The organism is Arthrobacter sp. BK1 (genome assembly GCF_056680055.1).
The window spans coordinates 3817933-3841173 of the sequence record NZ_CM155263.1 but is presented as its reverse complement, the minus strand read 5'-3'; the positions used below and the strand labels follow the sequence as shown (position 1 = coordinate 3841173).

General features: G+C 58.7%; 20 protein-coding genes and 1 pseudogene. 9 read left to right on the top strand and 12 right to left on the bottom strand.

The features are described from left to right. Positions 1-114: 114 nt before the first annotated feature. From prfB to AC1MCA_RS17525, 3 genes are all read right to left on the bottom strand, one after another. Entirely contained in the window at positions 115-1233 is a 1119-nt protein-coding gene (prfB, locus tag AC1MCA_RS17535) for a peptide chain release factor 2 (protein WP_479799612.1), read from the bottom strand. Between the two features lie 53 nt (positions 1234-1286). Next, positions 1287-1700 (bottom strand): pilus assembly protein TadG-related protein, encoded by a 414-nt coding sequence (locus AC1MCA_RS17530; RefSeq protein ID WP_479799611.1) that lies wholly within the window; start codon positions 1698-1700, stop codon positions 1287-1289. Positions 1701-1768: 68 nt separating this feature from the next. Further along, positions 1769-2161, bottom strand: a complete 393-nt coding sequence (locus AC1MCA_RS17525) for a hypothetical protein (protein ID WP_479799610.1) — start codon at positions 2159-2161, stop codon at positions 1769-1771. Positions 2162-2435: 274 nt separating this feature from the next. Between AC1MCA_RS17525 and AC1MCA_RS17520 the strand changes: the two genes are divergently transcribed. After that, positions 2436-3580, top strand: a protein-coding gene (locus AC1MCA_RS17520; protein ID WP_479799598.1) for an IS3 family transposase whose coding sequence is annotated in 2 segments (ribosomal slippage) — positions 2436-2712 and positions 2712-3580 — 1146 coding nt in all. Because the reading frame shifts where the segments join, the coding sequence is not laid out codon by codon here. On the opposite strand, the gene AC1MCA_RS17515 is transcribed toward AC1MCA_RS17520, so the two are convergent. The 3 genes from AC1MCA_RS17515 to AC1MCA_RS17505 form a co-directional block, all read right to left on the bottom strand. Beyond that, positions 3577-3984 carry a TadE family protein gene (locus tag AC1MCA_RS17515; RefSeq protein ID WP_479799609.1) on the bottom strand — a complete coding sequence of 136 codons (408 nt, stop codon included), beginning with the start codon at positions 3982-3984 and terminating at the stop codon, positions 3577-3579. The two genes, AC1MCA_RS17520 and AC1MCA_RS17515, sit on opposite strands and share 4 nt — an antisense overlap. A 165-nt stretch (positions 3985-4149) precedes the next feature. Further along, on the bottom strand, positions 4150-5046 hold the full coding sequence (locus AC1MCA_RS17510; protein ID WP_479799608.1) for a hypothetical protein: 897 nt from the start codon (positions 5044-5046) through the stop codon (positions 4150-4152). Between the two features lie 152 nt (positions 5047-5198). Next, complete coding sequence (locus AC1MCA_RS17505) at positions 5199-6158, bottom strand: TIR domain-containing protein (RefSeq protein WP_479799606.1); 960 nt, start codon at positions 6156-6158, stop codon at positions 5199-5201. A 649-nt stretch (positions 6159-6807) separates the two neighbouring features. On the opposite strand from AC1MCA_RS17505, the gene AC1MCA_RS17500 reads away from it, so the two are divergent. The 3 genes from AC1MCA_RS17500 (at position 6808) to AC1MCA_RS17490 (ending at position 8944) form a co-directional block, all read left to right on the top strand. Then, positions 6808-7320 carry a hypothetical protein gene (locus AC1MCA_RS17500; protein ID WP_479799605.1) on the top strand — a complete coding sequence of 171 codons (513 nt, stop codon included), beginning with the start codon at positions 6808-6810 and terminating at the stop codon, positions 7318-7320. A 24-nt stretch (positions 7321-7344) separates the two neighbouring features. After that, positions 7345-8337: a PASTA domain-containing protein gene (locus tag AC1MCA_RS17495; RefSeq protein WP_479799603.1), complete on the top strand. Its 993-nt coding sequence runs from the start codon at positions 7345-7347 to the stop codon at positions 8335-8337. Positions 8338-8698: 361 nt separating this feature from the next. After that, complete coding sequence (locus AC1MCA_RS17490) at positions 8699-8944, top strand: transposase family protein (RefSeq protein WP_479799601.1); 246 nt, start codon at positions 8699-8701, stop codon at positions 8942-8944. Positions 8945-8965: 21 nt separating this feature from the next. Here AC1MCA_RS17490 and AC1MCA_RS17485 read toward each other — a convergent pair whose 3' ends face one another. Next, a complete protein-coding gene (locus AC1MCA_RS17485) occupies positions 8966-10255 on the bottom strand; it encodes an ISL3 family transposase (protein ID WP_479798740.1) in 1290 nt (429 codons plus the stop codon). Positions 10256-10369: 114 nt separating this feature from the next. Between AC1MCA_RS17485 and AC1MCA_RS17480 the strand changes: the two are divergent. Both AC1MCA_RS17480 and AC1MCA_RS17475 read left to right on the top strand, forming a co-directional pair. Next, positions 10370-11443, top strand: a pseudogene (locus AC1MCA_RS17480) (ISL3 family transposase); the annotation flags it as partial. A gap of 145 nt (positions 11444-11588) precedes the next feature. Next, entirely contained in the window at positions 11589-15320 is a 3732-nt protein-coding gene (locus tag AC1MCA_RS17475) for an NACHT domain-containing protein (RefSeq protein WP_479799600.1), read from the top strand. A 648-nt stretch (positions 15321-15968) separates the two neighbouring features. Here the strand turns inward: AC1MCA_RS17475 and AC1MCA_RS17470 are convergent. Both AC1MCA_RS17470 and AC1MCA_RS17465 read right to left on the bottom strand, forming a co-directional pair. Further along, positions 15969-17113 (bottom strand): IS3 family transposase gene (locus AC1MCA_RS17470; RefSeq protein WP_479799598.1). Its coding sequence is split into 2 segments (ribosomal slippage): positions 15969-16837 and positions 16837-17113, totalling 1146 coding nucleotides; the frame shifts between segments, so codons are not numbered across the junction. Positions 17114-17204: 91 nt separating this feature from the next. Beyond that, entirely contained in the window at positions 17205-18308 is a 1104-nt protein-coding gene (locus tag AC1MCA_RS17465) for an LPO_1073/Vpar_1526 family protein (RefSeq protein ID WP_479799596.1), read from the bottom strand. A gap of 363 nt (positions 18309-18671) precedes the next feature. Here AC1MCA_RS17465 and AC1MCA_RS17460 point away from each other — a divergent pair, with 363 nt between their 5' ends. Together AC1MCA_RS17460 and AC1MCA_RS17455 are read left to right on the top strand one after the other, a co-directional pair. Then, positions 18672-19523 carry a hypothetical protein gene (locus AC1MCA_RS17460; protein WP_479799594.1) on the top strand — a complete coding sequence of 284 codons (852 nt, stop codon included), beginning with the start codon at positions 18672-18674 and terminating at the stop codon, positions 19521-19523. 235 nt (positions 19524-19758) lie between these two features. Then, positions 19759-20127 (top strand): hypothetical protein, encoded by a 369-nt coding sequence (locus AC1MCA_RS17455; protein ID WP_479799592.1) that lies wholly within the window; start codon positions 19759-19761, stop codon positions 20125-20127. Positions 20128-20419: 292 nt separating this feature from the next. On the opposite strand, the gene AC1MCA_RS17450 is transcribed toward AC1MCA_RS17455, so the two are convergent. The 3 genes from AC1MCA_RS17450 to AC1MCA_RS17440 all read right to left on the bottom strand — a co-directional run bounded on the left by AC1MCA_RS17450 (position 20420) and on the right by AC1MCA_RS17440 (position 22570). Further along, entirely contained in the window at positions 20420-20707 is a 288-nt protein-coding gene (locus tag AC1MCA_RS17450; protein WP_479799590.1) for a hypothetical protein, read from the bottom strand. A 29-nt stretch (positions 20708-20736) separates the two neighbouring features. After that, positions 20737-22008 (bottom strand): phage major capsid protein, encoded by a 1272-nt coding sequence (locus tag AC1MCA_RS17445; RefSeq protein WP_479799588.1) that lies wholly within the window; start codon positions 22006-22008, stop codon positions 20737-20739. 349 nt (positions 22009-22357) lie between these two features. Further along, a complete protein-coding gene (locus tag AC1MCA_RS17440) occupies positions 22358-22570 on the bottom strand; it encodes a hypothetical protein (protein WP_479799586.1) in 213 nt (70 codons plus the stop codon). Between the two features lie 334 nt (positions 22571-22904). Between AC1MCA_RS17440 and AC1MCA_RS17435 the strand changes: the two genes are divergently transcribed. After that, positions 22905-23225, top strand: coding sequence for a hypothetical protein (locus AC1MCA_RS17435; protein WP_479799584.1), 321 nt, complete (start codon positions 22905-22907; stop codon positions 23223-23225). The last annotated feature ends 16 nt before the right edge of the window (positions 23226-23241 follow it).

Here is a 23241-nt window from a genome sequence, read left to right as displayed (position 1 = left end):
TTCGTTTGGGGGAAGTAGAGCTCCGGCTCCTCGACTATACGCAGTCTCTTTGCCGGTATCAGGGGGATTCGGGGGTGTGTCGCCCGATTCAGGCCCCGCGGGCCTGCAGGTCAGCTACGACTTGTCGGCATTGCGGTTGTCGGTCCGCCAGCGGATCCCGGCGTCGATGAAGTCGTCGATTTCGCCGTCAAACACGGCCGAGGTGTTGCCCACTTCGTGCTCGGTGCGGAGATCCTTGACCATCTGGTACGGATTCAGGACGTATGAACGCATCTGATCGCCCCAGGAAGCCTTGACGTCACCGGCGAAGGCCTTCTTTTCAGCGTCCTCCTGCTCCTTTTTAAGGAGAAGCAGACGGGACTGCAGGACGCGCAGGGCTGCGGCCCGGTTCTGGAGCTGCGACTTTTCGTTCTGCATCGACACCACCGTGCCCGTGGGGATGTGCGTGAGGCGCACCGCGGAGTCCGTGGTGTTAACCGACTGGCCACCCGGGCCGGAGGATCTGAACACGTCCACGCGGATCTCGTTATCCGGGATGTCGATGGAGTCGGTGGACTCGATGAGCGGAATCACTTCGACGGCGGCGAAGGACGTCTGGCGGCGGCCTTGGTTATCGAAGGGGCTGATCCGCACCAGGCGGTGGGTTCCGGCTTCGACGCTCAATGTGCCGAAGGCGTAGGGTGCCTTTACTTCGAAAGTGGCGGACTTAAGCCCTGCCTCTTCCGCGTAGGACGTGTCCATGATCGTGGTGGGGTAGCCATGGCGTTCGGCCCAGCGAAGGTACATGCGCATCAGCATTTCAGCGAAATCCGCAGCGTCAACGCCGCCGGCACCGGCGCGGATGGACACCACAGCTTCACGTTCATCGAACTCGCCCGAAAGCAGCGTCACCACTTCGAGTTCCTTCAGGGCCTTTCGGATTGACTCAAGTTCAGCAGCGGCTTCGCCCATGGAGTCGGCATCGTCCTCATCCTGGCCCAGCTCCACCAGCACTTCAAGGTCATCGATCCGCGAGGCCAGCTTGTTCAGCCGCTCAAGCTCGGACTGGCGGTGTGAGAGGCGGGACGTGATCTTCTGGGCTGCGGCGGGATCGTCCCAGAGGTCCGGCTCACCGGCGCGCTCGCTCAGCTCAGCGATGTCTTCCTTCAAGGCCTCGACATCGCTGACTCGCTCGATGGAGGTGTAGGTGGCGCGAAGAGCGCGGATTTCTGCGGGAAAATCAATAGTGGCCATGGTTGTTTAAGCCTACGCTATCCAGCTGGACGGGCTGACTCCGCTGTTCCCGGTCATCGCGTAAGGCGCGACCGTGCGGTGGAAACCGCCTCGATGGCGATCCCGTCCGGTACGAGGAAGTTCACCACCGGCGGATGGACGGCCGCGCTGAGAACTACGACGGCGGTGGATCCGTCGGGGCTGCCGGTCGCCGCCGAAACGGCTAACTGATCGAACCTGGCCGACGACGGGCTCCTGGCGATGAAGTCCGCGGCAACGCTGCGGACCCGTCCGGAACCCAGCACGGCGGAGGGTGTAACGGCGTTGCCCGCCACCTCACCCAGCGTGTAGCTGTCGGCAGCGGCGAGCGACGCGCCGTCGGCCAGGGACAACAGGCGCTTGTGTTCGAGATAGACACTTGAGATGCCGGTGACCACTGTCACGACCAGCAGGCCGAGCGTGACGTAGCCAACGATCAGCACAATCATCTGGCCGTCCTCGTTGCCTGGGTGAGGAGCCGGCGGGGCAGTCGCAGACGGGGTCACCGCGCCCGGCGTCACCGGAACCTGCCGACCAGTTGAGTGGACGAGGCCTCGACCTCGCTGGCACTGAGCCTGAAGCTATTGCTGAACGGAACGCACGGCAGTGGCACCGTGAGTTTCACCGTTACCGTGACCGCGGTTCCAGCGGCTTGGCAGTCGCCGGGATTGCAGCTGGTGGAGACACTGGCCTGGCTGGCATCGTGACCAAAATCCGCGAGCGCAATGACGGCCGCCTGTTCCGCGGCAGCCTGGCCTGATTTGGCGTCGGGCTGCGCCACAAAGACTTTTGCGGCCTGGTCGGCTGCACCCACGACGGCGAAGGAACCGCCCTGGAGCTGCCCGATGGTGATGATGAAGTACACGAGGGGAACCATCAGGAGAAGTGCCAGGAACGTGAATTCGACCACCGCGCTCCCCCGTTCTGCCGGGCCGTCGTTCCCGCCGCAGTGTTGCCTCGGTGGGCCTGGGCGTGGGCTTCGTCCCGCCGAATGCAGGCAGAGCGCCTCACGGAACCTGTGGGTGAGCCTAAGCAGCACGTCATCAGGGTTGGATGGCAGCATGGCCCTTCACCTCCAGCAGGTCCCGGGGGCCAATGAGTCCGATGACCGGCATGGGGGGACTGCCCCCGGTTTTGTTGACTCCTTGACCTATCGAGCTTGTGCTCGTGGAAGGATGTTGACCATGCCCACGGCTTATGGGGCGGAGTTCCGCCAGGATGTTATAGATGTGGCCCGCAAGGGCGAGGCGCCGCTGGCGCAGATTGCGAAGGATTTCGGGCTTTCGGTCACGACGCTCAAGCGCTGGATTGCCATCGCCGACCGTAAAGAATCCGGGGCCGGTCCGGCGGCGACGGAGTCGGCCGAGATGCGGGAGTTGAAGAAGCGGAACCGCCTCTTGGAGCAGGAGAACGAGATTCTGCGCCGAGCCGCGGCCTATCTGGCCAGGGACATCAACCCAAAATGATCTACCCGCTGGTCACGGATCTTGCCGCCGACGGTGTTCCCGTGGCGGTGACCTGCAGGGTGTTGAAGTTCAGCAAGCAAGGCTATTACCGATGGCGAGCCAGTCCGGTGACGGAACGCGACTGGATCGATGCGCACCTCGTCAACGCCGCCCTGGACATCCATGCCGAGGACCCTGCGTTCGGGTACCGTTTCATCGCCGACGAACTCCCGGAGAAGGGCATCACGGCGGGTGAGAACAGGGTCCAGCGCCTGTGCAGGGACCACGGCATCTGGTCGGTGTTCTCGAAGAAGCGTGGCCTGAACCGCAGACCCGGGCCGCCGGTTCACGACGACCTGGTCGAGCGGGATTTCACCGCCGCGGCGCCGAACGAGCTGTGGCTGACGGACATTACCGAGCACCCCACCGCAGAGGGGAAGCTCTACCTCTGCGCGGTGAAGGACGTCTATTCCGGAAGGATCGTCGGGTACTCGATGGACTCCCGGATGAAGTCCTCGCTGGCCGTCGCTGCATTGGAGAGCGCGGTGCGGGCACGCCGCCCGGCAGCGACCGTGGTCCACTCGGATCGCGGGTCCCAGTTCCGGTCCCGCCGCTTCGTCGAATCGCTCCGGCACCACGGGCTTACCGGATCGATGGGCAGGGTCGGTGCGTGCGCGGACAACGCCGCGATGGAATCGTTCTTCTCGCTGCTGCAAAAGAACGTCCTGGACCGTCAGCGGTGGCTCACCAGGCAGGACCTCCGACTGGCCATCACAACCTGGATCGAAAGAACCTACCACCGCCGGCGACGGCAAAGACGGCTGGGAAAACTCACGCCAATCGAATATGAAACAATCAACCGGACCGCACTCACAGCGGCCTAAGACCCCGAGTCAACAAAAGCCGGGGCAGTCCCGGGGGCCTTGATGGTCACTTCCAGCGACCGCAGGCCCTGGAAAGTCACCTCTGAGGTGCTGATGTTCTGCGCGAACCCAGCGTTCAGGCCGGTTCCGATCAGGGCAGCCGCCCGTTCCTGCGCATCAGCGGCTCCCCGGTCTGCGAGAGTGCCATAGCGTGCGCCCGACGCCGCCGCGTCGACAAGCGTGTTGCGGACGTGCAGCACCAACGTGAGCTGGATTATCGCCAGGAAGAACATGGTGAGAAGTCCGCCCACCAGCACAAAGTCCACCACAGCCGAGCCGCGCTCTTCCTTGCACCAGCCTGGGCCAAAGCGCCCTTGCCGGTGGGGGCAGGACCGGCCGGGGCCGCTCTGGCTGGACTCAGGCATGCGCTATTTTCCGACCTGGTCCATTGCCTGGTTGAACATGGTCTCGAGGGCAGGGCCGGCGAGGGCCAGCAGTCCGGCCACGAGAACGGCAGACATCAGTGTGACTAGTACCTGTTGTCACCTACTCGGTCTTTACATGGCCCCAGACTTCTGGCGCTGTCCGCTCTAATCCGCCACCGTTCTCCACGACTTGCGCCAGCCGTGTTCGTTCGGCGCCTCTTTATTTCCGACCGCCCGCAATAGCATGTCCGCATCGCGCGCCCACTGCTGCCACTCTGCAACGTCTCCCTGTGATTCTGCCAGCCAAAGAGCTCGGCTTCCCGCTTGTAGAAAAGACGAGTCAATGGGGAGGTGCCCGTCTTTGAAAAGAACTTCGACAACCGAAAGCAGTTTCCTTGCTTGCTCATCTACGACGCCCCCTGGCACGCCCGACACACTGAGCCCACCGGAAGATTCAATCTGGGGGCGGACCGTCAACCGGTCCACTTTTCCCTCAAGCCGCTCGAACATTTGCAAGAGAGCCTGCTCCGCGGAATCTCCTGAGCTTTCAACTTTCTGTTGATTGGTCCAAGCACGGAACGCGGTGGCGACAGGATTCATCATGTCCCTGAATGCTGAGGATGTTTCACCGATGGCAGCTTTGGAACGTAGCTGAGCTACAGCCTCCTCGATCTCATCCGGCATCAACCCGTACTTGATGGCACGCTGGTCCTGAATATCAAAGGGGGATTTTTCCTTGTCCCCGTCCATGATCACGACATGTTTGTCCATAGCGTGTGCCAGGGCGAGTTCATAGAACACGTTGGGGTTACGGCCGGTTATGTCAGCCACGCAGATGTGGGACTCAACGATCGAGCTCAACATCGCTGCGGTGATTGCAAGAGGGGAATCATGCTCGTCGGCCCGCTCGACCACGAAAGCGGGCTCCGGTAGTGCCGCCCGCACAATGTACTTGAGAAACCTGTCTGCTCGCAGGCGTTCGGGGCTGTTTGGCCCGCCTATAGGCGAGATAACGAACACGCGCTGAGGCACGATTGGGTCCGCTTCCTGGTCCGTGGTCAATGAGGCTCCTGAGGATAGGGGTAGGGGCTACTTCTTATCTGGCTGGCTTACTTCACTCCCGGGACTTGGTGACTTCAGAACCGCCTACATCAGCGTGAATGGAACATGTCCACCCGCCCCCGGCAAGTGCCAGCAATGGACGAGTAGTCGTTTCACCTGCTGTTTCTGTTTGCATTCTGCGCAGACTGCAAGCCCCTCGAAATTAGCAGTTCCTGAGTCTCGGCTACCCAGTTGTGCAACATGCCAATCGGCGCCCTCTTGTCGAGGAGTCGTCGACCACGTTTATACGCGGACATAACCTCCTCGTCGGCTTGGACAAGTTCCATAAAGGCATCCATCTGATCCAGCAACTGTTCCACGACGCCCCGGACCATTGAGCCTGACCGAACAGTGGGGGGACGGGAGTGGCCGTTCAACTCCCCAGCACTACGCCGAGCTTCCATCAGGGGGCTGCCATCGCTGGTTGCGCTGGCGCTCTTACGGATTTCATCTGTGAGCCGAGCATCCGAACGAGCGAGTCCTCGTACCGCAGTCAGTATCTCGCTGAGCATGTCCGTGTCGTCTGCGGCAGTAGGTTCCGGTGACGGCGCGGTAGCGGGGTCCTCTTCACTAGGAAGATCCTTATTTATCTGCTGCAGTTTCGATTCAAGTGCCGGCCAGCAAACTTCGAACGCTCGATCGAGCGCTTCAAATTTCCTGGACTCGTCGCCCAAGGCTTGATTGAGGGACACAACCAAGGCGTGAATTCCGTCCCTCGTGGGGAGGACCACCTGGTACCCAGAAAGAGGGCCCGTCAGCTTCGCTACGTTAGGAAAATCGACCAATAAGGGTGCAACGCGGGATTCCAAGCCGCCAACGCGTTTGGAAAGAGCCCCAGCCTCAAAGTTGAGCCACTGCGAATGTTGGTTCCAGGGCGTCACTACGATAATGCCAAAGTTGGTATCATCTAGCTCTTTGTCCAGTTGCTGGTTCCATTGAAGGCCGGCAACCAAGCCCCGTGAACTGACCCAAGGTTCTACGGCATTGAGGACAGTCGGAAGCCACTCATCTAGAGCACGCGCAACGGCGTGGCTCTTCGTTTTTGCGCCTGACCAACTAAGAAAAACCTTCAAGATCGGACCCCCACTCGTTGCATCATTGTCGGACCTCAGACTAGCAAGTCGCAGGGTGTGGTCGCCCCCACAGCCAGTAGGTGCTCGGGGAGCAACACGTACTACCTCTTCAAGGTGAGAAAAGGACCGCCTACAACAGTGTGATCATCACCCAGCCGCTGTCCGCACAGCCTTACCCCCTAAACAGGAAGGATCAGGCGTAGCTTCGTCGCTCGAGAAGCGATACCCCGCGCCAAGGAGCAGGCCTGGACCACACCGCCCGCTCGCGGACTCGGCATCGCGCGGATGGATGTATGTCTCTCACTTGCCGTATGACCACTCACAGCGGAGAATCCTCTTTACATGTCAGATGACAGCACCAAACATGGGGTTCCGCATGAGACAGCTCCTTCAGTACAAGATTTGGCGGTGGATAGTCGTCGAAGCTGTTTCTTTGCTGAGCGTATTTGTCATTTATAGCGTCTTCATGAGCTGGAAGCCCGACCCCGGGCTAGCGGCAAATTGGGCTCTCGGCTTGCCTGCGGTGACTATTTTACTCTTCTTGGCACCTTGGGCAGAGAGAGGACTCTCAAACTCCTCCGCCTCGCGGCCGTCTTCGACCATTGTGCGGAGAGCGCTCCCGTGGGCCGTCGGAAGCACACTGTTGTTTGTGTTTGCCGCCTACCTGCTGTACAACATCACACCTTGGTTGGCCAAAAATACAGGGGATCAGGTCGCACGCCCTGCGTCGCCCTCGGAGACATCGGCAAGCGCCGGCGAGGGCAAAGCGCTCACAGGACTCTTGGTGCCCGCCCCGAAAACTATTACCACGGCCATCGCGGGCCGCCAAGCAGCCAGGTCCGGATATCTCTTGTATCCACCTGGCTGTAGCGATAACAATATGAGCGCCCGCGCTGAATTGGGCGAAAACTACTCCGAAATTTTGATCGCATTTGAACTGGACGACCGCGCGCCAAACAGCATTCGAACAAGTGTGGAGCTGAACTTGGACGGAACGAAACAACCTCTGATAATACTTTCACGGACCACAGGAGAGAGTACACGTCTCAATGTGCGGGGTTCAAAGCAACTCTCGATAAAAGTTTCGTCCGTGGGATCGCCAGTGCTGGATTGCAAAGGCTCAGAATATTCCATATTAATCGATGGCAGCGCAGTACGTTGAGGACTGCGACTCTAAGGATCAATCATGAGCATAAAGAGAATACGTATTGCATTCCTTATAATATGTTTTGCAGCAACAACATTTATTGCGGCAGGCTGCACAAACAGCGCCGGCCCTGATACACAAACTCCCACCAGTACGTCATCCGAAGAGAATCGCCTCCAGGAACCACAGAATGACAGCACAACGCCTCGAATGCCGTCCCTCATTGGGAAGGCCATCGACGATGCAAAAGCCATGCTTGGAGGCAACATCCGTGTCAATGTCGAAAATCATATTGACCTTCAGCCCGCTGGAACTGTCATCGATCAAAGTCCTTCTTACGGCGACCCCATTCCTCCCGGCAATACAGTCTCGCTGACGGTCGCCATTTCGCCACCAGAGGTTCCCGATGTTACGAATAAACGTTTTGGAGATGCCAAAGTACTCCTTGAACGATTGGGCTTTATTATTGTCGAAAATCCGGTAGAGGACGAAACAAAAGCCGATGGAACGGTGCTCAAGCAGGACCCACCAAGAGGTGTCACTACCAGTGGCAAAGTAACCCTTAGTGTGGTTAGAAGGCCGGTCAGTACATTTCTAAGCGACTTCCCTCTCCTATCTCCTCCAATGTCACTGAGTTACGAAAGAGGAAGTAAAAAAACCAATGGCAAAATCTACCCTCATAGTGTGTTAGTTAAAAATTTGTATAATGGGAAAAACATAGAACTCAACTATGACCTCTCCAGGAAGTATTTGAAATTTGTTGGGATTCTCGGTTTGAGTGATGACGCTCCTATATCCGCGTCAAGTACCGTCGAATTTTACGACGGAAACCGGCCTCTGGTGTCATACACCGCCGAATTTGGCAAGGACACCGCCATAGACGTCGATGTCACGAATGTCCTTCGGCTCCGGGTCCGGATCACGCCATCCGATTCGACGTTCGGTGTCATCTTTGCAGAAGTTCGGATTCAATCATTCCCAGAAGTGTTGGCCGCTTCACCTTCCCCGAGCCCCGGAAACACGGCGCACTGAACAAGGTCAGCACGTCTGGGCCACTCCCCACGGGCTAATTCCAGAGACACTCTAAGCTCGAAGCGCGCATACTAGCGGGCGTAGTAGCGGGTGCAAGAACCGCCAGAATAAACGGGAGCGGACTGCTCAAGAAGATGGGTTTCTAAATATCGTCACCCAGGCATCAAAGTCGCGCTATTTGCCACGCCCATGCTGTGCCGTAGATGGCAATGTCCCGCTAGTTTCAAGGGCCCCAAGCTGGTAACGGGGCTCTCCGTGGTTCGTGGTGAAACGGATTCCGTGTCTTGAAAGCTGAAGGGCTCGTAGCCCTGCTGTGATGGATGTTCTCTACGCATTCATCAAGAGTCAGGAGCTACGAGCCTTGATTGAGCCTACTTCGCCGCGCCCCGATGCTGCCACCGCGATTTTCAACCTGCCCGACTACCGCGTAGCCGACACTGAGGTCCTCGCTTTCGGGCAGCGGCGGGTCAGAATCGAAGCCACTGCCGAGGCCGGCTGCCCGTCCTGTGGTGTGATCAGCAGCCGGGTGCATTCCCGCCGGCCTCAACGTCTGCGTGACATCCCTGTCGCCGGGCCGATTGAAGTGGCTCTTCGCGGTTCGTGGTGAATGTTCTGCCGTGATGAATGTTCATGCCGCTGTTCTGGCGGCACTGCGCAACAGGATACGCGTTTTGTAGTTGCGTGCGTTGGTGAATCCCCGGCCGGTCCTCTTTATGTGCTTGATCGCTGTGTTGTTGGCCTCCACCTTCGCGGTTGTCGCGCCGGTGACAATGAGGACTTCGATCTCTTTCCACCACCGGCAGACCGTCCGCCAGAGCCGGCTCGTTTCGGGCTGCGCGGCCCGTTCCACCAAGGCTTGCAGCCGGTCTTTCGCGGCGGCCGCGTCGGCGAGGGACCCGGTGCCTAATAGCGTCCGCAGTTGCTCCTTGACCAACCAGGCGGCTTGCAGTTTCCCGGTGGCGTCGTCGGTCGTGAACACCGTGCTTAGCCTGTTGCGGGCCCGGTCCGAGAGCGTGTCCCCGGCCCGCAACAGCAGCCGCCGGTTGGCCCAGACGGGATCAATGGAACGCCCCCGCCGGCCATGGACCTGCTGGGTGAGCCGCTGCCGGACTTCGGTGAGCATGTCATTGCCTAGCTTGACCAGGTGGAACGCGTCGACCGAGACCGCGGTGCGCGGAAGCCACATCCGCAAGGCCTTCCGGAATGCAGCTGACGGATCGATCGCGACGACCTGAACGCCCAGGCGCCACTGAAGCGGCCGGGAGAACAGCCAGTCCCCGACGCCTTCGCTGTCACGGCCGTCTACAATCCCGAGCACTTGTCCGGTGTCCAGATCGACGATGGTGGTCATCCACGGTTCGTAGCGTTTCCAGGCCTTGGTGGCCGGGTCGCGGAAGAACCGCACGGACCGGTAGCGGTGTTCATCGATCCCGAGCATCCGCGGGGCCAGGGCATCAACATCAGGCAGCGTCAGCGCAGCCGAGTCCAGAGCCCGCTGGACCAGCCACCACGAGACACCGAACGAGGACGCGGCCTCCGCCGCCGCCCTGCCGGATCCAATCACGGCGGCCACCAGGGCCTCACGGAGCCGGCGCGTGGACCGTGCCCGGCGCGGGACCTGGGCTGTTTCCTCGGCGAATGTCTGTCGCGGGCACAGGTACTCATCGCAGAAGAATCTCCGCTTGGCCCACACCACTTCAATCGGCCCGGCGACAGGGATGTCACGCAGACGTTGAGGCCGGCGGGAATGCACCCGGCTGCTGATCACACCACAGGACGGGCAGCCGGCCTCGGCAGTGGCTTCGATTCTGACCCGCCGCTGCCCGAAAGCGAGGACCTCAGTGTCGGCTACGCGGTAGTCGGGCAGGTTGAAAATCGCGGTGGCAGCATCGGGGCGCGGCGAAGTAGGCTCAATCAAGGCTCGTAGCTCCTGACTCTTGATGAATGCGTAGAGAACATCCATCACAGCAGGGCTACGAGCCCTTCAGCTTTCAAGACACGGAATCCGTTTCACCACGAACCACGGAGAGCCATTGAAGTGGTGTGGGCCAAGCGGAGATTCTTCTGCGATGAGTACCTGTGCCCGCGACAGACATTCGCCGAGGAAACAGCCCAGGTCCCGCGCCGGGCACGGTCCACGCGCCGGCTCCGTGAGGCCCTGGTGGCCGCCGTGATTGGATCCGGCAGGGCGGCGGCGGAGGCCGCGTCCTCGTTCGGTGTCTCGTGGTGGCTGGTCCAGCGGGCTCTGGACTCGGCTGCGCTGACGCTGCCTGATGTTGATGCCCTGGCCCCGCGGATGCTCGGGATCGATGAACACCGCTACCGGTCCGTGCGGTTCTTCCGCGACCCGGCCACCAAGGCCTGGAAACGCTACGAACCGTGGATGACCACCATCGTCGATCTGGACACCGGACAAGTGCTCGGGATTGTAGACGGCCGTGACAGCGAAGGCGTCGGGGACTGGCTGTTCTCCCGGCCGCTTCAGTGGCGCCTGGGCGTTCAGGTCGTCGCGATCGATCCGTCAGCTGCATTCCGGAAGGCCTTGCGGATGTGGCTTCCGCGCACCGCGGTCTCGGTCGACGCGTTCCACCTGGTCAAGCTAGGCAATGACATGCTCACCGAAGTCCGGCAGCGGCTCACCCAGCAGGTCCATGGCCGGCGGGGGCGTTCCATTGATCCCGTCTGGGCCAACCGGCGGCTGCTGTTGCGGGCCGGGGACACGCTCTCGGACCGGGCCCGCAACAGGCTAAGCACGGTGTTCACGACCGACGACGCCACCGGGAAACTGCAAGCCGCCTGGTTGGTCAAGGAGCAACTGCGGACGCTATTAGGCACCGGGTCCCTCGCCGACGCGGCCGCCGCGAAAGACCGGCTGCAAGCCTTGGTGGAACGGGCCGCGCAGCCCGAAACGAGCCGGCTCTGGCGGACGGTCTGCCGGTGGTGGAAAGAGATCGAAGTCCTCATTGTCACCGGCGCGACAACCGCGAAGGTGGAGGCCAACAACACAGCGATCAAGCACATAAAGAGGACCGGCCGGGGATTCACCAACGCACGCAACTACAAAACGCGTATCCTGTTGCGCAGTGCCGCCAGAACAGCGGCATGAACATTCATCACGGCAGAACATTCACCACGAACCGCGAAGAGCCGGTAACGGTCTCTTGACCTCAGGGTGGCGGTCTGCGGTCCTTGTCCTCCGACTGAAGGTACCGGGGTATTGCTTCAGCGAGGTTGGCGTGTGAATGTGTAGCATGCCAACCTCAAGAGGATTCACCTATCGGGATGCCGTCGTTCTGCTGACGGGCGAGGACGGTGCGGCAGCAGGCTTCGTGGACAAGGCGCTGGGCGCCGCCGTCATAGGCTCTAGCCTCTTCTTGGGCCCTGGGGCACTCGGCCTAGTTGGTGCCAAAAACGAACTGATGAAACTGGGCAAGGCGCAGCTCGAAGCACTTCCGGGCAAACTAGCGACCAAAAAAATCGCAAAGCGCACGGACCTTCGCGAGGCGGCCAATGCGGTTCTCGTCATCGTTTCGTTCCTGGACGCCTTCGAAGCGGAGCTAGGGGCATCTCGTTACAAGAAACTCGAGATCACGCAGCAGGACCTAAGAATTTTGGCTTCAGATGGCTTGACGGAAAAAGATGAACATGCGCCGGACTGGGACATACTGGCGGAGCCGGCGATACCTTGTCCCTCTGTGCACCGATCAATTGAAAAAACAGTTAGTGAGCTTTCAGTACTCTATGCAGACTGGACTCAGCGCTTCTTAGCTTTCATACGGGGACTGCAGGCATGGGAGCACCTGCACGCCCGGGAACGCGCCAGCATCGAGGACACCCTTCTTGAGCTCGTTCCGCAGGCTGCCGTCAACAGATATAAAACGTACTTTGCCAAGCTCGCAGGAGATGTGCCGGAGTTTTCGTTCTGGGCACTAAGCCAAGAACTGCAAGCCCTTAACGCTGGCTTGGGCGCTGAAATAAAGATACTAGAGGACTCGTTGGGTCCTATCGGCAGCAGTCTTTCATCTGTCCAGGACCTCTTAACAAGCCTTACGACTACGCTCCCCAACGTTACAGCAGTGCGATGGATGCAGTCTCTGGCGGACAACAACGTGGCGGAACTCGAACTTCACTTGGTCGATAAAGAGGACGAAGAGCTTGAAGGCATCAACTCGCCGACTGTAGAGCAGGGATACATCGATCCAAACTTCAAGATTGCGCTGTACTCACCGCGCGACAGCCCGTCGAGCGAAAATTGGTGGGCAACGCTGCCCACGCACACTAATCTAGGCGGCCTTCTAAGCGGACACTTGATGAGTAGCACTGCCACCACGCTGCCGATGCTAATCATCGGCGATCCTGGCGCCGGAAAGTCCACACTCGCGCGTGTATTGGCAGCTCGTCTACCGGTCTCTGGCTTTTTACCTGTCCGCGTGCCTCTGCGAAATGTGGCAGCCAACGAGTCTATCGACCGCCAGATTGTCCATGGCATAGGACAGACGATCCATGAGGAAATTTCGTGGCCCGAATTCGTCGAGGCCGCGGGGCAGCTCTTGCCTGTCGTGATACTGGACGGATTTGACGAACTACTGCAAGCGACAGGCGTGAATCATTCAAACTATCTCGAGCAGGTGGCTGATTTCCAGCGACTGGAGGCCGCCCAAGGCCGTCCCGTCGCTGTCATAGTTACCAGTCGGACAACCGTAGTAGAACGCGCGCGTATCCGTTCCGGAACTCCCATTGTAAAGCTGTCCAACTTTGATAAAGAGAACGTCAAATCGTGGCTACGCGAGTGGTCGAAGGCTAACGCGCGATATTACAACGAAAAAAACCTAAAGCCTCTTACGTGGGAACGCTTAGAAAACTATCATCACTTGGCGACTCAACCGGTTCTCCTACTAATGTTGGCACTCTACGATGCCCAAGATAATGCCCTGAACTCGGAAGCCGGCTTTGGCCGCTCGGTCCTGTATGAGCGAATCCTGGAAAAGTTCACGCGTCGCGAGATACTCAAAAACTATGGTGCGGTCGATTCAAAGGGAATCAGCGCCGAGGTGGAGAACCACCTAATGGAGTTGTCCCTAGTAGCGTTGGGCATGTTCAATCGAGGCCGGCAGTTTATTTCTGAGGCTGATGTCAACACTGATCTAGCGGCGCTGGGATACACTCCCGCTGTTCAGCCAAATGAACAAGGACGATTCTCGCAAGCCCTTACCCAGGGCGAATTGCTTTTAGGGAAGTTCTTTTTTGTTCATAAATCTGAGGCGCAGGATGGATACTTGGAACGAGGGCAAAGACGAGCGCAGCAGCTGGGCAGGACGTTTGAGTTTATGCATGCTACCTTCGCCGAGTACCTAGTCGCTCGCCTGGCGGGTAAATTAGCGGCCACCCTCTTACCGCCAGACCCAAATCAAGCTTTTTGGATCAGGAATCGGGGAAATGACTCCGCTCTCTTTGCCGCGCTTTTTTCCAAGCAAGCCTTTTCGGAAAGCTCACAAATTGTAACATTTCTTCATGAGATTTTTGAGCAAATGAATCATCAGATTGAAAGCTATGATATCGCGCACTGGATGCTTGAAGAGTTGTGGAAAGAGGACCCAAAGGCAAAATACCCGAATTATCAGCCTATGGAACTTTCAACTCAAGCGCAAATCGCAACATTATCGGCAAATCTTGTCCTAATACTCAGCGCGGATAATTCTGAGGTTGATATCACTCGCCTTTTTGGTGGTTCAAACTCGGAGGCGCACATGGAATGGCGAAAGTGGGCGCTTTTGTGGGAGTCTCAGCTAGATGAAGGCGCGTACGCAGGTCTCTTTCAGTTGCTCTCACTCAAAAAAATGGAGAAACACTCCGAGGATCATGTCGGATACCAGCTTGTTACAAGCGGCTCGCATAATTCCTCCCAGAAATCGGCCATACTGGGCTTCGAGCATACAGAACTATCCCTTGGACAGAACTTGTTGTCCGTCGGAATGTACGGATCTTGGCACGAATATTTATCTCAACGCAGCTCCTTCTCCTTGGATTGGGATGGGTTAAGATCAGCTGAAGTAGTCCGTTGTTTTGAAGACCGACTTGGTGAATTCGGTAGCAGGCTTTATGCCCGAGAAGTGGACGGCGATGACCCCGCCTACTTCATTCCAGGACAGTTCGATGACGGTAACTATGGAGGCCTCTTCATGACCTCGCTGGCTTTCACGAACGCTAACGGCCCAACATTCAGATCCAGGGTAATGTCACTTTTGGAAATGATAAAGGCGTGGCAGCCAGCTCCAGATTTCGACCGGCTACCAGCCCTAACCCTGCTGCGACTTTTAACAGGCAGAGTTAGGTGGCTGACGCTAGACGATTGGGAAACAATTTTCGATGAACTGCAGCTACACCCTGACGACTCCCCCCTTGTCTCTGAAATCCACATCTTGCAATTGCAAATTATAACGGAGCTCTGGGCTATCGAGGGCACGCAGATAATGCAACATTCACCTTTGGCCAACCATGCGCAGTCTGCATGGGCCTATCTGGACCCTGCCCATATTGTTGACGCAGCGCCTACCTTGGCAGGCGGACTTCTTCTTGGAATGCTTAATGCTGGTGTGCCTATCCGAATGATTGCGCCTGAATACGAGACGTTTGAGGATTGGATGGACCGAATTGGGCTGGTAAATATATCTTCTGAAGACCCTCGGCTTGGATACCAGATTCTTGCGGGTATGGTGCACCATGATCGCCGGCAATGGGCCAGATTCCGGGCTCCGAATCTACTTGATGTTCTCAGCGACCAGACCCTAAAGAGGCTCTCCAGCAAACAGGTCGCGTACTTTGCTGCGGCCGCGGTAGTGCCAACCCCGACAGCAGTTGAAGAAGCTCTAAATTTCGTTAGGCGATGGAGCCAACTAGGGGGCTCTCTAGAGGGTTTTGAAAAGAACCTGTCCGTTAGGGGTGCTGATCTGTCCCTCTTCCGTAGACTCCGGTCCGAGCAGTAAAAGTACCAGAACACGTTGGCAGCATGAGGGGATCGTCTCCACCCGCAGCCCATGACTCCAAGACGAGCCAAGTGCGGCCCGAGATGATGCTAAATCATTCGCCTGCCAACTTCGGTTCGTCCTAGCGCCGCAGCCCAAACCGTTCGCGACCCAAAATTTTCTCCGTCGAGCTTGGTCAAAGTGGGTGTCTAAATATCTTGGGCCAGCCCGGAACGTCGCCGCGTTCCGGATGATCCTGCGAGCGGGCGCCAACCGGATTCCGAGCCAACTCTTGGCCAGTAAGCGCTCTGCCAGCCAACGTCCATACGCCCGCAAGTAAGCACGGAGTGTCATGCTCGAGATTCCCAGGTTCTTCATTTCGGTCCCATCAGTGTGTGAGTGATTTGGTGGTCAGTTGATATGGCTGTCCGAGGATGTGATTGCCAGTAGGTAGTCATGGCTACAGTCCTAAACTGATCGCGGCGATGCCAGGGAAGACTGCAAAGACCACCGTCAGGGGAAGGACTCCAAAAACGAGCGGGACCCCCCTTGTGTAATGCCCCTAGTTCTCAACGGCATAATTCATCTACGGAAGCACCCGATTAGTAGGGTTTTCCGGATCACTCAGAGGGCCAATGGGACTGCCCCGGCTTTTGTTGACTCGGGGTCTTAGGCCGCTGTGAGTGCGGTCCGGTTGATTGTTTCATATTCGATTGGCGTGAGTTTTCCCAGCCGTCTTTGCCGTCGCCGGCGGTGGTAGGTTCTTTCGATCCAGGTTGTGATGGCCAGTCGGAGGTCCTGCCTGGTGAGCCACCGCTGACGGTCCAGGACGTTCTTTTGCAGCAGCGAGAAGAACGATTCCATCGCGGCGTTGTCCGCGCACGCACCGACCCTGCCCATCGATCCGGTAAGCCCGTGGTGCCGGAGCGATTCGACGAAGCGGCGGGACCGGAACTGGGACCCGCGATCCGAGTGGACCACGGTCGCTGCCGGGCGGCGTGCCCGCACCGCGCTCTCCAATGCAGCGACGGCCAGCGAGGACTTCATCCGGGAGTCCATCGAGTACCCGACGATCCTTCCGGAATAGACGTCCTTCACCGCGCAGAGGTAGAGCTTCCCCTCTGCGGTGGGGTGCTCGGTAATGTCCGTCAGCCACAGCTCGTTCGGCGCCGCGGCGGTGAAATCCCGCTCGACCAGGTCGTCGTGAACCGGCGGCCCGGGTCTGCGGTTCAGGCCACGCTTCTTCGAGAACACCGACCAGATGCCGTGGTCCCTGCACAGGCGCTGGACCCTGTTCTCACCCGCCGTGATGCCCTTCTCCGGGAGTTCGTCGGCGATGAAACGGTACCCGAACGCAGGGTCCTCGGCATGGATGTCCAGGGCGGCGTTGACGAGGTGCGCATCGATCCAGTCGCGTTCCGTCACCGGACTGGCTCGCCATCGGTAATAGCCTTGCTTGCTGAACTTCAACACCCTGCAGGTCACCGCCACGGGAACACCGTCGGCGGCAAGATCCGTGACCAGCGGGTAGATCATTTTGGGTTGATGTCCCTGGCCAGATAGGCCGCGGCTCGGCGCAGAATCTCGTTCTCCTGCTCCAAGAGGCGGTTCCGCTTCTTCAACTCCCGCATCTCGGCCGACTCCGTCGCCGCCGGACCGGCCCCGGATTCTTTACGGTCGGCGATGGCAATCCAGCGCTTGAGCGTCGTGACCGAAAGCCCGAAATCCTTCGCAATCTGCGCCAGCGGCGCCTCGCCCTTGCGGGCCACATCTATAACATCCTGGCGGAACTCCGCCCCATAAGCCGTGGGCATGGTCAACATCCTTCCACGAGCACAAGCTCGATAGGTCAAGGAGTCAACAAAACCGGGGGCAGTCCCAATCATGACTGGCCGGAGCTAAGCCTTACTTCGGCAACAAGTCCTCTAGGTTGCCGAGGCTCAGAGGAAGTTGGTTCTTTTTCGCAACGACGTACGCGACGGCAACACCAGCGCCTGTGAACTGCAGAGGGTGGGGAATCTGGTCATACCATTTCTGGACGAGCGCCATGGTGGGCCGCTTGGCAAACTCAACGTCCAATGCCTCTGCGAGGGAATCATCCACTTGCCCGAGGCGGCCCTGGTCTTGGGCTAGCTGACTAGTTTTCGCTTTGTCGTCGTCTTGGAAGCCCGACATGGCATTCTCCAACTGAGCGACTCCCACAAACGGCAACCTGAACGATCCGGGCTTCAATTCGTGCGGAATGGTTACAAACTTCACATCCGACCTGATTTCAGCTGCGGCCTCATTCAGGGCCACTACTTCCTCTTCCGAGAGTCCCGGAGAAAAATATCCTGGGACCTGGCCGCGAAAAAAATCATTGAGCTTTTTAAGTGAAGAAATACCAGAGGTGGAATAGCGAATCAGGTTGAGCATGTCGAGATGGTCCAGCCACGCGCCGCCCTCGGGCAAGTTGTCGTGCGGTAACAAATCCCATATGACCTCAATCGCATCCAAACCCTCTCCGACCTCCCCGGCGCTGGGTACGATGCGGCCGATAGCCCAAGCGAGCGTAAGACCTTGAAGAGCAGATTCGTCCAGCGAATCAATCACCTGCACTGCTCTATCAATACTTGCCCTGATAGGGCGGACATTCCGTTTGGCCCGCTCCCCTAGTAGCCGGGCCAGAGTCTCGTAGTCGTCCTCTTCCTCGGTGGATGCAGCAGACATCTGAGCTTTACGAAGCAGTATCTGGAAGCCCGGGTCGGCGAGCGCTCCAAGGACGCGTTCCTCGGACAAAACATTTATGAGCCGCGTGCTGAAGTCATCGACGCGCCCCTGTGCGACTGGGGTCGCATCCAAGGAATAGCTGGCAATAACTTCTATCGCCTGCTCACGCGCTATTTCAACGGCACGGTCTTCAGTGACTCCATTTTCGTAGTAGTCGCCGTATACCTGAATCTGCTTGCTACCGGCACCGGCCTTCTGGTTTTGATTCAAGAAATCACTTCGATCCGGTGCTGTTTCCACCGACCTGGCTCTGGCGTGAGTTGTTGCCCGCCTTTTGGGATTGGCGAACGTACTTGTTCTTCGCCATAGTCCATCCACCGGCTGTTCCGGCTGCGCCACCTAGAACGAGCCCAAGGAGCATGGTTCCTAGTCCGTCAAAAAACCAATCCATTTGGGCTCCCTTTCAAGGCAAAAGTACACTGACGCAATCCTCTCATAGGGTCAGCCCGGTCCGGTTGTCGAATGTCGAGCTTTTCCGAAGTCGGCTGCATGCAGACCAGGGGTGACCAAATGACCCGGCGAGTCTCCCAGGACTGGCTAAGTGGAGTTAAGTCTCGCGTGTCTCGCAGGAGCCCACGCGATCGGCTGTCATATGGTCCAAAGATGACAGATATTGGGTGGGAAGGCATTCCTAATTGGATTGTTGCTGTTACAGCGATGTTGACACTGGGCGCGGCGATCTTCGCGGGAGTTTTTGCTCGCAAAGCGGCATTGCACACGCAGGAACAAGCCGTAGCGTCTCACGAGCAAGTGAGGATTGCAGAGCAATCATTGAAGATCGCCCACGAGGAAGCTATTTCGGCTCAGGAGGCGGGAGCCCGACAACGTCGCGAGGCAGACCGCGCCTACCGCAGCATTGCTGAATCACGGCTAGACCCTCTGGCTCCAGTGATCCTTGCCACGGCAACCACCTTTGATCAGCCGGACGGAAAGCAATGGCTCGAACTTCATCGATTGGAAAGCGGCTATGACTCTTGGACATCTTGGGAACCAGTCACCAAGTCGTACGAGGAATCGGCCAAGTCGGGTGTCGAGTTTCGGACAGAGCTCATCCTTAAATTTCAGAACGTCTCAGACCAGATCGCTCGAATTAGCGTGGTCGATCACGCAAACGGTCAGATAGACGATGTCCCCTCAGGTACTGACATAGTTATCCCGTTCCGGGAGATGAGGAAGTTCGTATGGACGAAGCACTGGGGACTTGAAATGTTGGCTTCCGAGGGAGACATAAATGACCCGGCGAATTGGTCGTTTTACCTCTCATTTTGGGTCCGTGATCTAGGGATGAACGTGCGAGACACTTACAAATTCAATGGTGACTTGCGGCTTTTTGAACGGGACGGCTCACGCCTCGTGGTGAAGAAGGAACCAGATTTCGCCTGGAAAGAAAATGTAGCCACGCCGACGCCGGGGCGAACTTATGAACGGCTCGATGCATCCATCACTGAAGCCTAAATGCCCCCACATTTAATGTTTAGATGAGGCCATGAAAACAATCTGGGGGACAATGGCCGTTGCTCTAATTTGCCTTAGTGGCTGCTCGGCAACGGGTGCAATGGTTGAGCCGACTCAACCGCAGACAACTTCCGCGACATCTCCCTCGGCGTCACCCTCTGCCACCAAGGCAAAGGCGTCGGGCTCTGTGTGCCAGGACGCCCTCGGAGACTCGACGGTAGCCGACATTGATCAGGTGAAGCTGATCAGCGACGGCAGTCTGATGTTCATGACGTTCACGACGGCAGCATCCATTCCCACCACGGGAACGGTTCTTTATTCCGTGACCGCTTGGAGCCCAGATGGGAGGACGGGATACCAGATCGGAACGAAGTTCCAGAACGGTGCCGAGGTCTCGAATTTCGTCTTCAACCTGATCACGAGCAAGCAGGAGAACATAACCAATGGAGCTGTCGCGGCCGACAATCAGGTGAGCACGCGCTACCCGTTGGCAAAACTAGCAGGTCTTGGCGATACGTTCGGTTGGCACGGGTCGGTGACTCTAAACGGTTCTGACGTTGATGCATGCTCAAGTGGCGACGCGAAAACGAAGTATCCGAACTAGTCCGGGGGAACCGCCCACGGGACCGTCCAGCTTCGTCCACTGTCGCCCGAACAAACGGAGCCCATGGCAATCACACAAGGACGGGTACTGCGGGCCGCAGATCGCCGTCAGGCGCGTTGACCGTACGGTGTCAAGACCGAGGGCAAAGGAAATCCCACCCGCCATTCCGTTGACGCGGGTGGGACTCCCCTACTTTGGCGCTGGTTGCCGATCGGAAAGGATGCGTGCAAAAGCACCGGCCACCATCGTTCCGCCGCCGGGAAAATGGTTGCAAACCCTGCGGCGGTGACGTTTACGCCACGCCATCCTGGGATGACGGCCTAACCGCACGCCGCCCAGCCATGGACTTTGGAACGGCCGCAGCGCGAGGGAGCACATCCCGTGCAGCGGCATGCTCAAGCTGGACCTTTACGGCCCAATCCGGGAGCGCCTCGCCCGGAACAAACACAACATCCAGCCCCGTGTCCGGGTTGGTCGTGTGCAGGTAACTCCGGCAAATGCGTTCAGCGCCGCCGCCTACCCGCAACCCAAGACCGCTGTTCTCGGTCACCGCAGCGGCCTCGGCGTTGTCGCTCTCCATCCCCAACTCCTCAAGGTCCCGGCGCTTCATCACAGAGCGCCCTGGATTGCGCGGTACACCGCGAACGCAGCGGGGCGGGCCGGCTGCACATCCCCGCGCCAGTGCGCCACAATTCCGATCTGCCCGCTGTCCGCGTAGCGTTCCGTCAGAACCTGAATGGTGATGCCGAGCCGCTGCCCGATCAGGAGTTGCTTCCAGTCGGCGACGAAGAGGTCCGTTGCCCGGTTCGTCATCGTGCCCTGCGTGTAGGAGGGAACCGAGTTGGTCATGTACCTCGGCAGGCCCTCAACGTCCCCCGGCATCCGTAATGGCTGGTTCGTGGTGTCGGCAGCGCCCGCATACTGCCGGGCTGCCTTCGCGTTCCAAATCAGCCCTGTCGGTTCCTCGTTCGCGTAGCGGGCCTTGAAAATCGTGTCCAGCACTTCGCCGTAGTACGTCGCCGCCGTCTGAGCAGTACCGTTCGCCGCGCCGCCCAGGACGTGGGCGGGAAGTACCGCGTTCAACGCTGCCAGCACACCGCGAGGGTTGGGCGGGATCGGCAGGTTGATCGAGCCCGCGCCCGAAGTGATCCCGCCATACAGCGCCACCAAATCCAACCGCTGCGCCATCGCGGCCGAAATGGCATCCTTCACGATCCGCTCCGCATTATCAGCGTCCTGGAACCACTCCAGCGAACCAATAACGAGCGTGCTCATCGTCTTCGCCTCAAGCGTGACGTTATCGAATGTCGGATCGCTGGGCGTGATCGCCGAGCCTTCGGCCCGGAACGCTGCAGTCGGATCGCCCGTCAAACGGCCGATCTTCACCGTTCCTGCATCCATAGGGATGAGGCTGGCACCGGCCCGCATGACCGCCGACTTGTTGCGGGCCAGGTCAATCAGCTCAGCCGACCACACAGTGGGAACCACAGCCACGCCGCCCGTAGTCGTCAGGGCGCGGACCATGTTGCCGATTCCGCCGTACTGGGCAACGGCATGATCCTCGTTTGGCTCGCTATGTCCGGACACCAGCGGGTGGGACCGGAAGGACTCGCCCCGCCGGACCTCCGCCCGTTCTCCGGTCGCTTCGTAGACGAACCCGCCGCCGCCCCGCGACTCGCCACCGGCACCACGTTCGAGGCGGCTCAGGAACTCATTGTTCCGTGCCGCTTCATCCTCGGCCGTTCCCAGCGCCCGCAGCTGCTCCTCGCAGGCTTTGATCGCCACGTCGTGTGCATTCAGGTTCCGCACTTCCTCGTCCGTCAGGCCATCGGAATCTGCCTTACCGGAAACGAGTTTGCTGTACGCCGCCCGGGTGCTCATCAATCTTCGCCCAGATCATCTGGGCCATTTGGCTTGCCATGATATTCACGGTCCTTCTAAGGAATGCCCGCAGCATTCAACTGAAAATGGGCTGCGGAAATTTGAATGGGGGTCCATGCCCGGTAACAGGCCCTCAACGCCGCCCTAATGGGCTGTAGCAGGTGGGTTTCGCCCTACCTGCGGCGGAGGTCGCTCCGTCTTTACTACATTTAGACGGTGGGTTTCGCCCTGCCGTCCGGCGGTTCCGCCCATTCGCGCCGCCGGGTGGGTTTCGCCCTGCCCTTACGCGATTTCCTGAACTCGCTCTATCCTCAGTTTAAATCTGGGCTGACAGACTTACCAAGCCAGATCATGTCCGAAATTCGCCACTATTGAGTGACTCGATTTCCAACATGATTGCCCGCAGCCGCCTCGTCGTCGGCACCAACAAATGCGGCATCCGGCCCGTAGTAGCGATGGCATCAATAACCTGAGCACTCAGCACCGCCATGAAAGCCAAACCCTGGCCATGGAAATCCAACGGACCAAAACCGCCCAACCAACGGCGCAGAATCGTCTCCAATGCCCCGCCCTCGGAAACCACCAAACCCTCACCGCGTAGCTTGGCCCGATAACGCGCCTGCGCAGCAGCCTTCCCCCGGCGGCACTCACTGCAACGGCACCCGTGCTTCTGATAACCGCCCTGACCGTGCCGAATGCCCGGAACCGGCCCATTCCGCCTCATAGCCGCTCGAACACCCCTCCCATGTGACTACGCCCTCCATTTCCCGGGGGGAAAGATTTTTGTTGACGGCGCGGTCACTCTGAACCTGCCCGTCAAAAAAAGAGGCCGTTCATTTAACGGGTTAGCCGCGCCATCTGGCTGAAAGCACTTCCCGCGAAAATAGGATCGATCCATGGTCATCACAACCGAAGCTGCCGGTCTCATCGCACAAGTCTTTCCCGCCCTGATTATTGCGCTTCTGATCGAGGGCAGGCATGCCGTCTGGGAGTGGCGGTGGGTAACCAAAATCAACCTCCTGTTCAGACTATTAGCGATAATTGCCGCCTCCGCTTCCACGTTCGCGTGTCTTTTGAGGGTCATGACAGACACCGCATTAGGCAATATTCTCAACTGGATTGTTGTGGCGTCGTGGTTCCTGTTGGTCATTTCCTTTATGTTCATGATTACCCATCAACTGATTAGGGAGATCGACGTTATGGCGGACCAGCAGTGAATGGTTGAACGCCCCA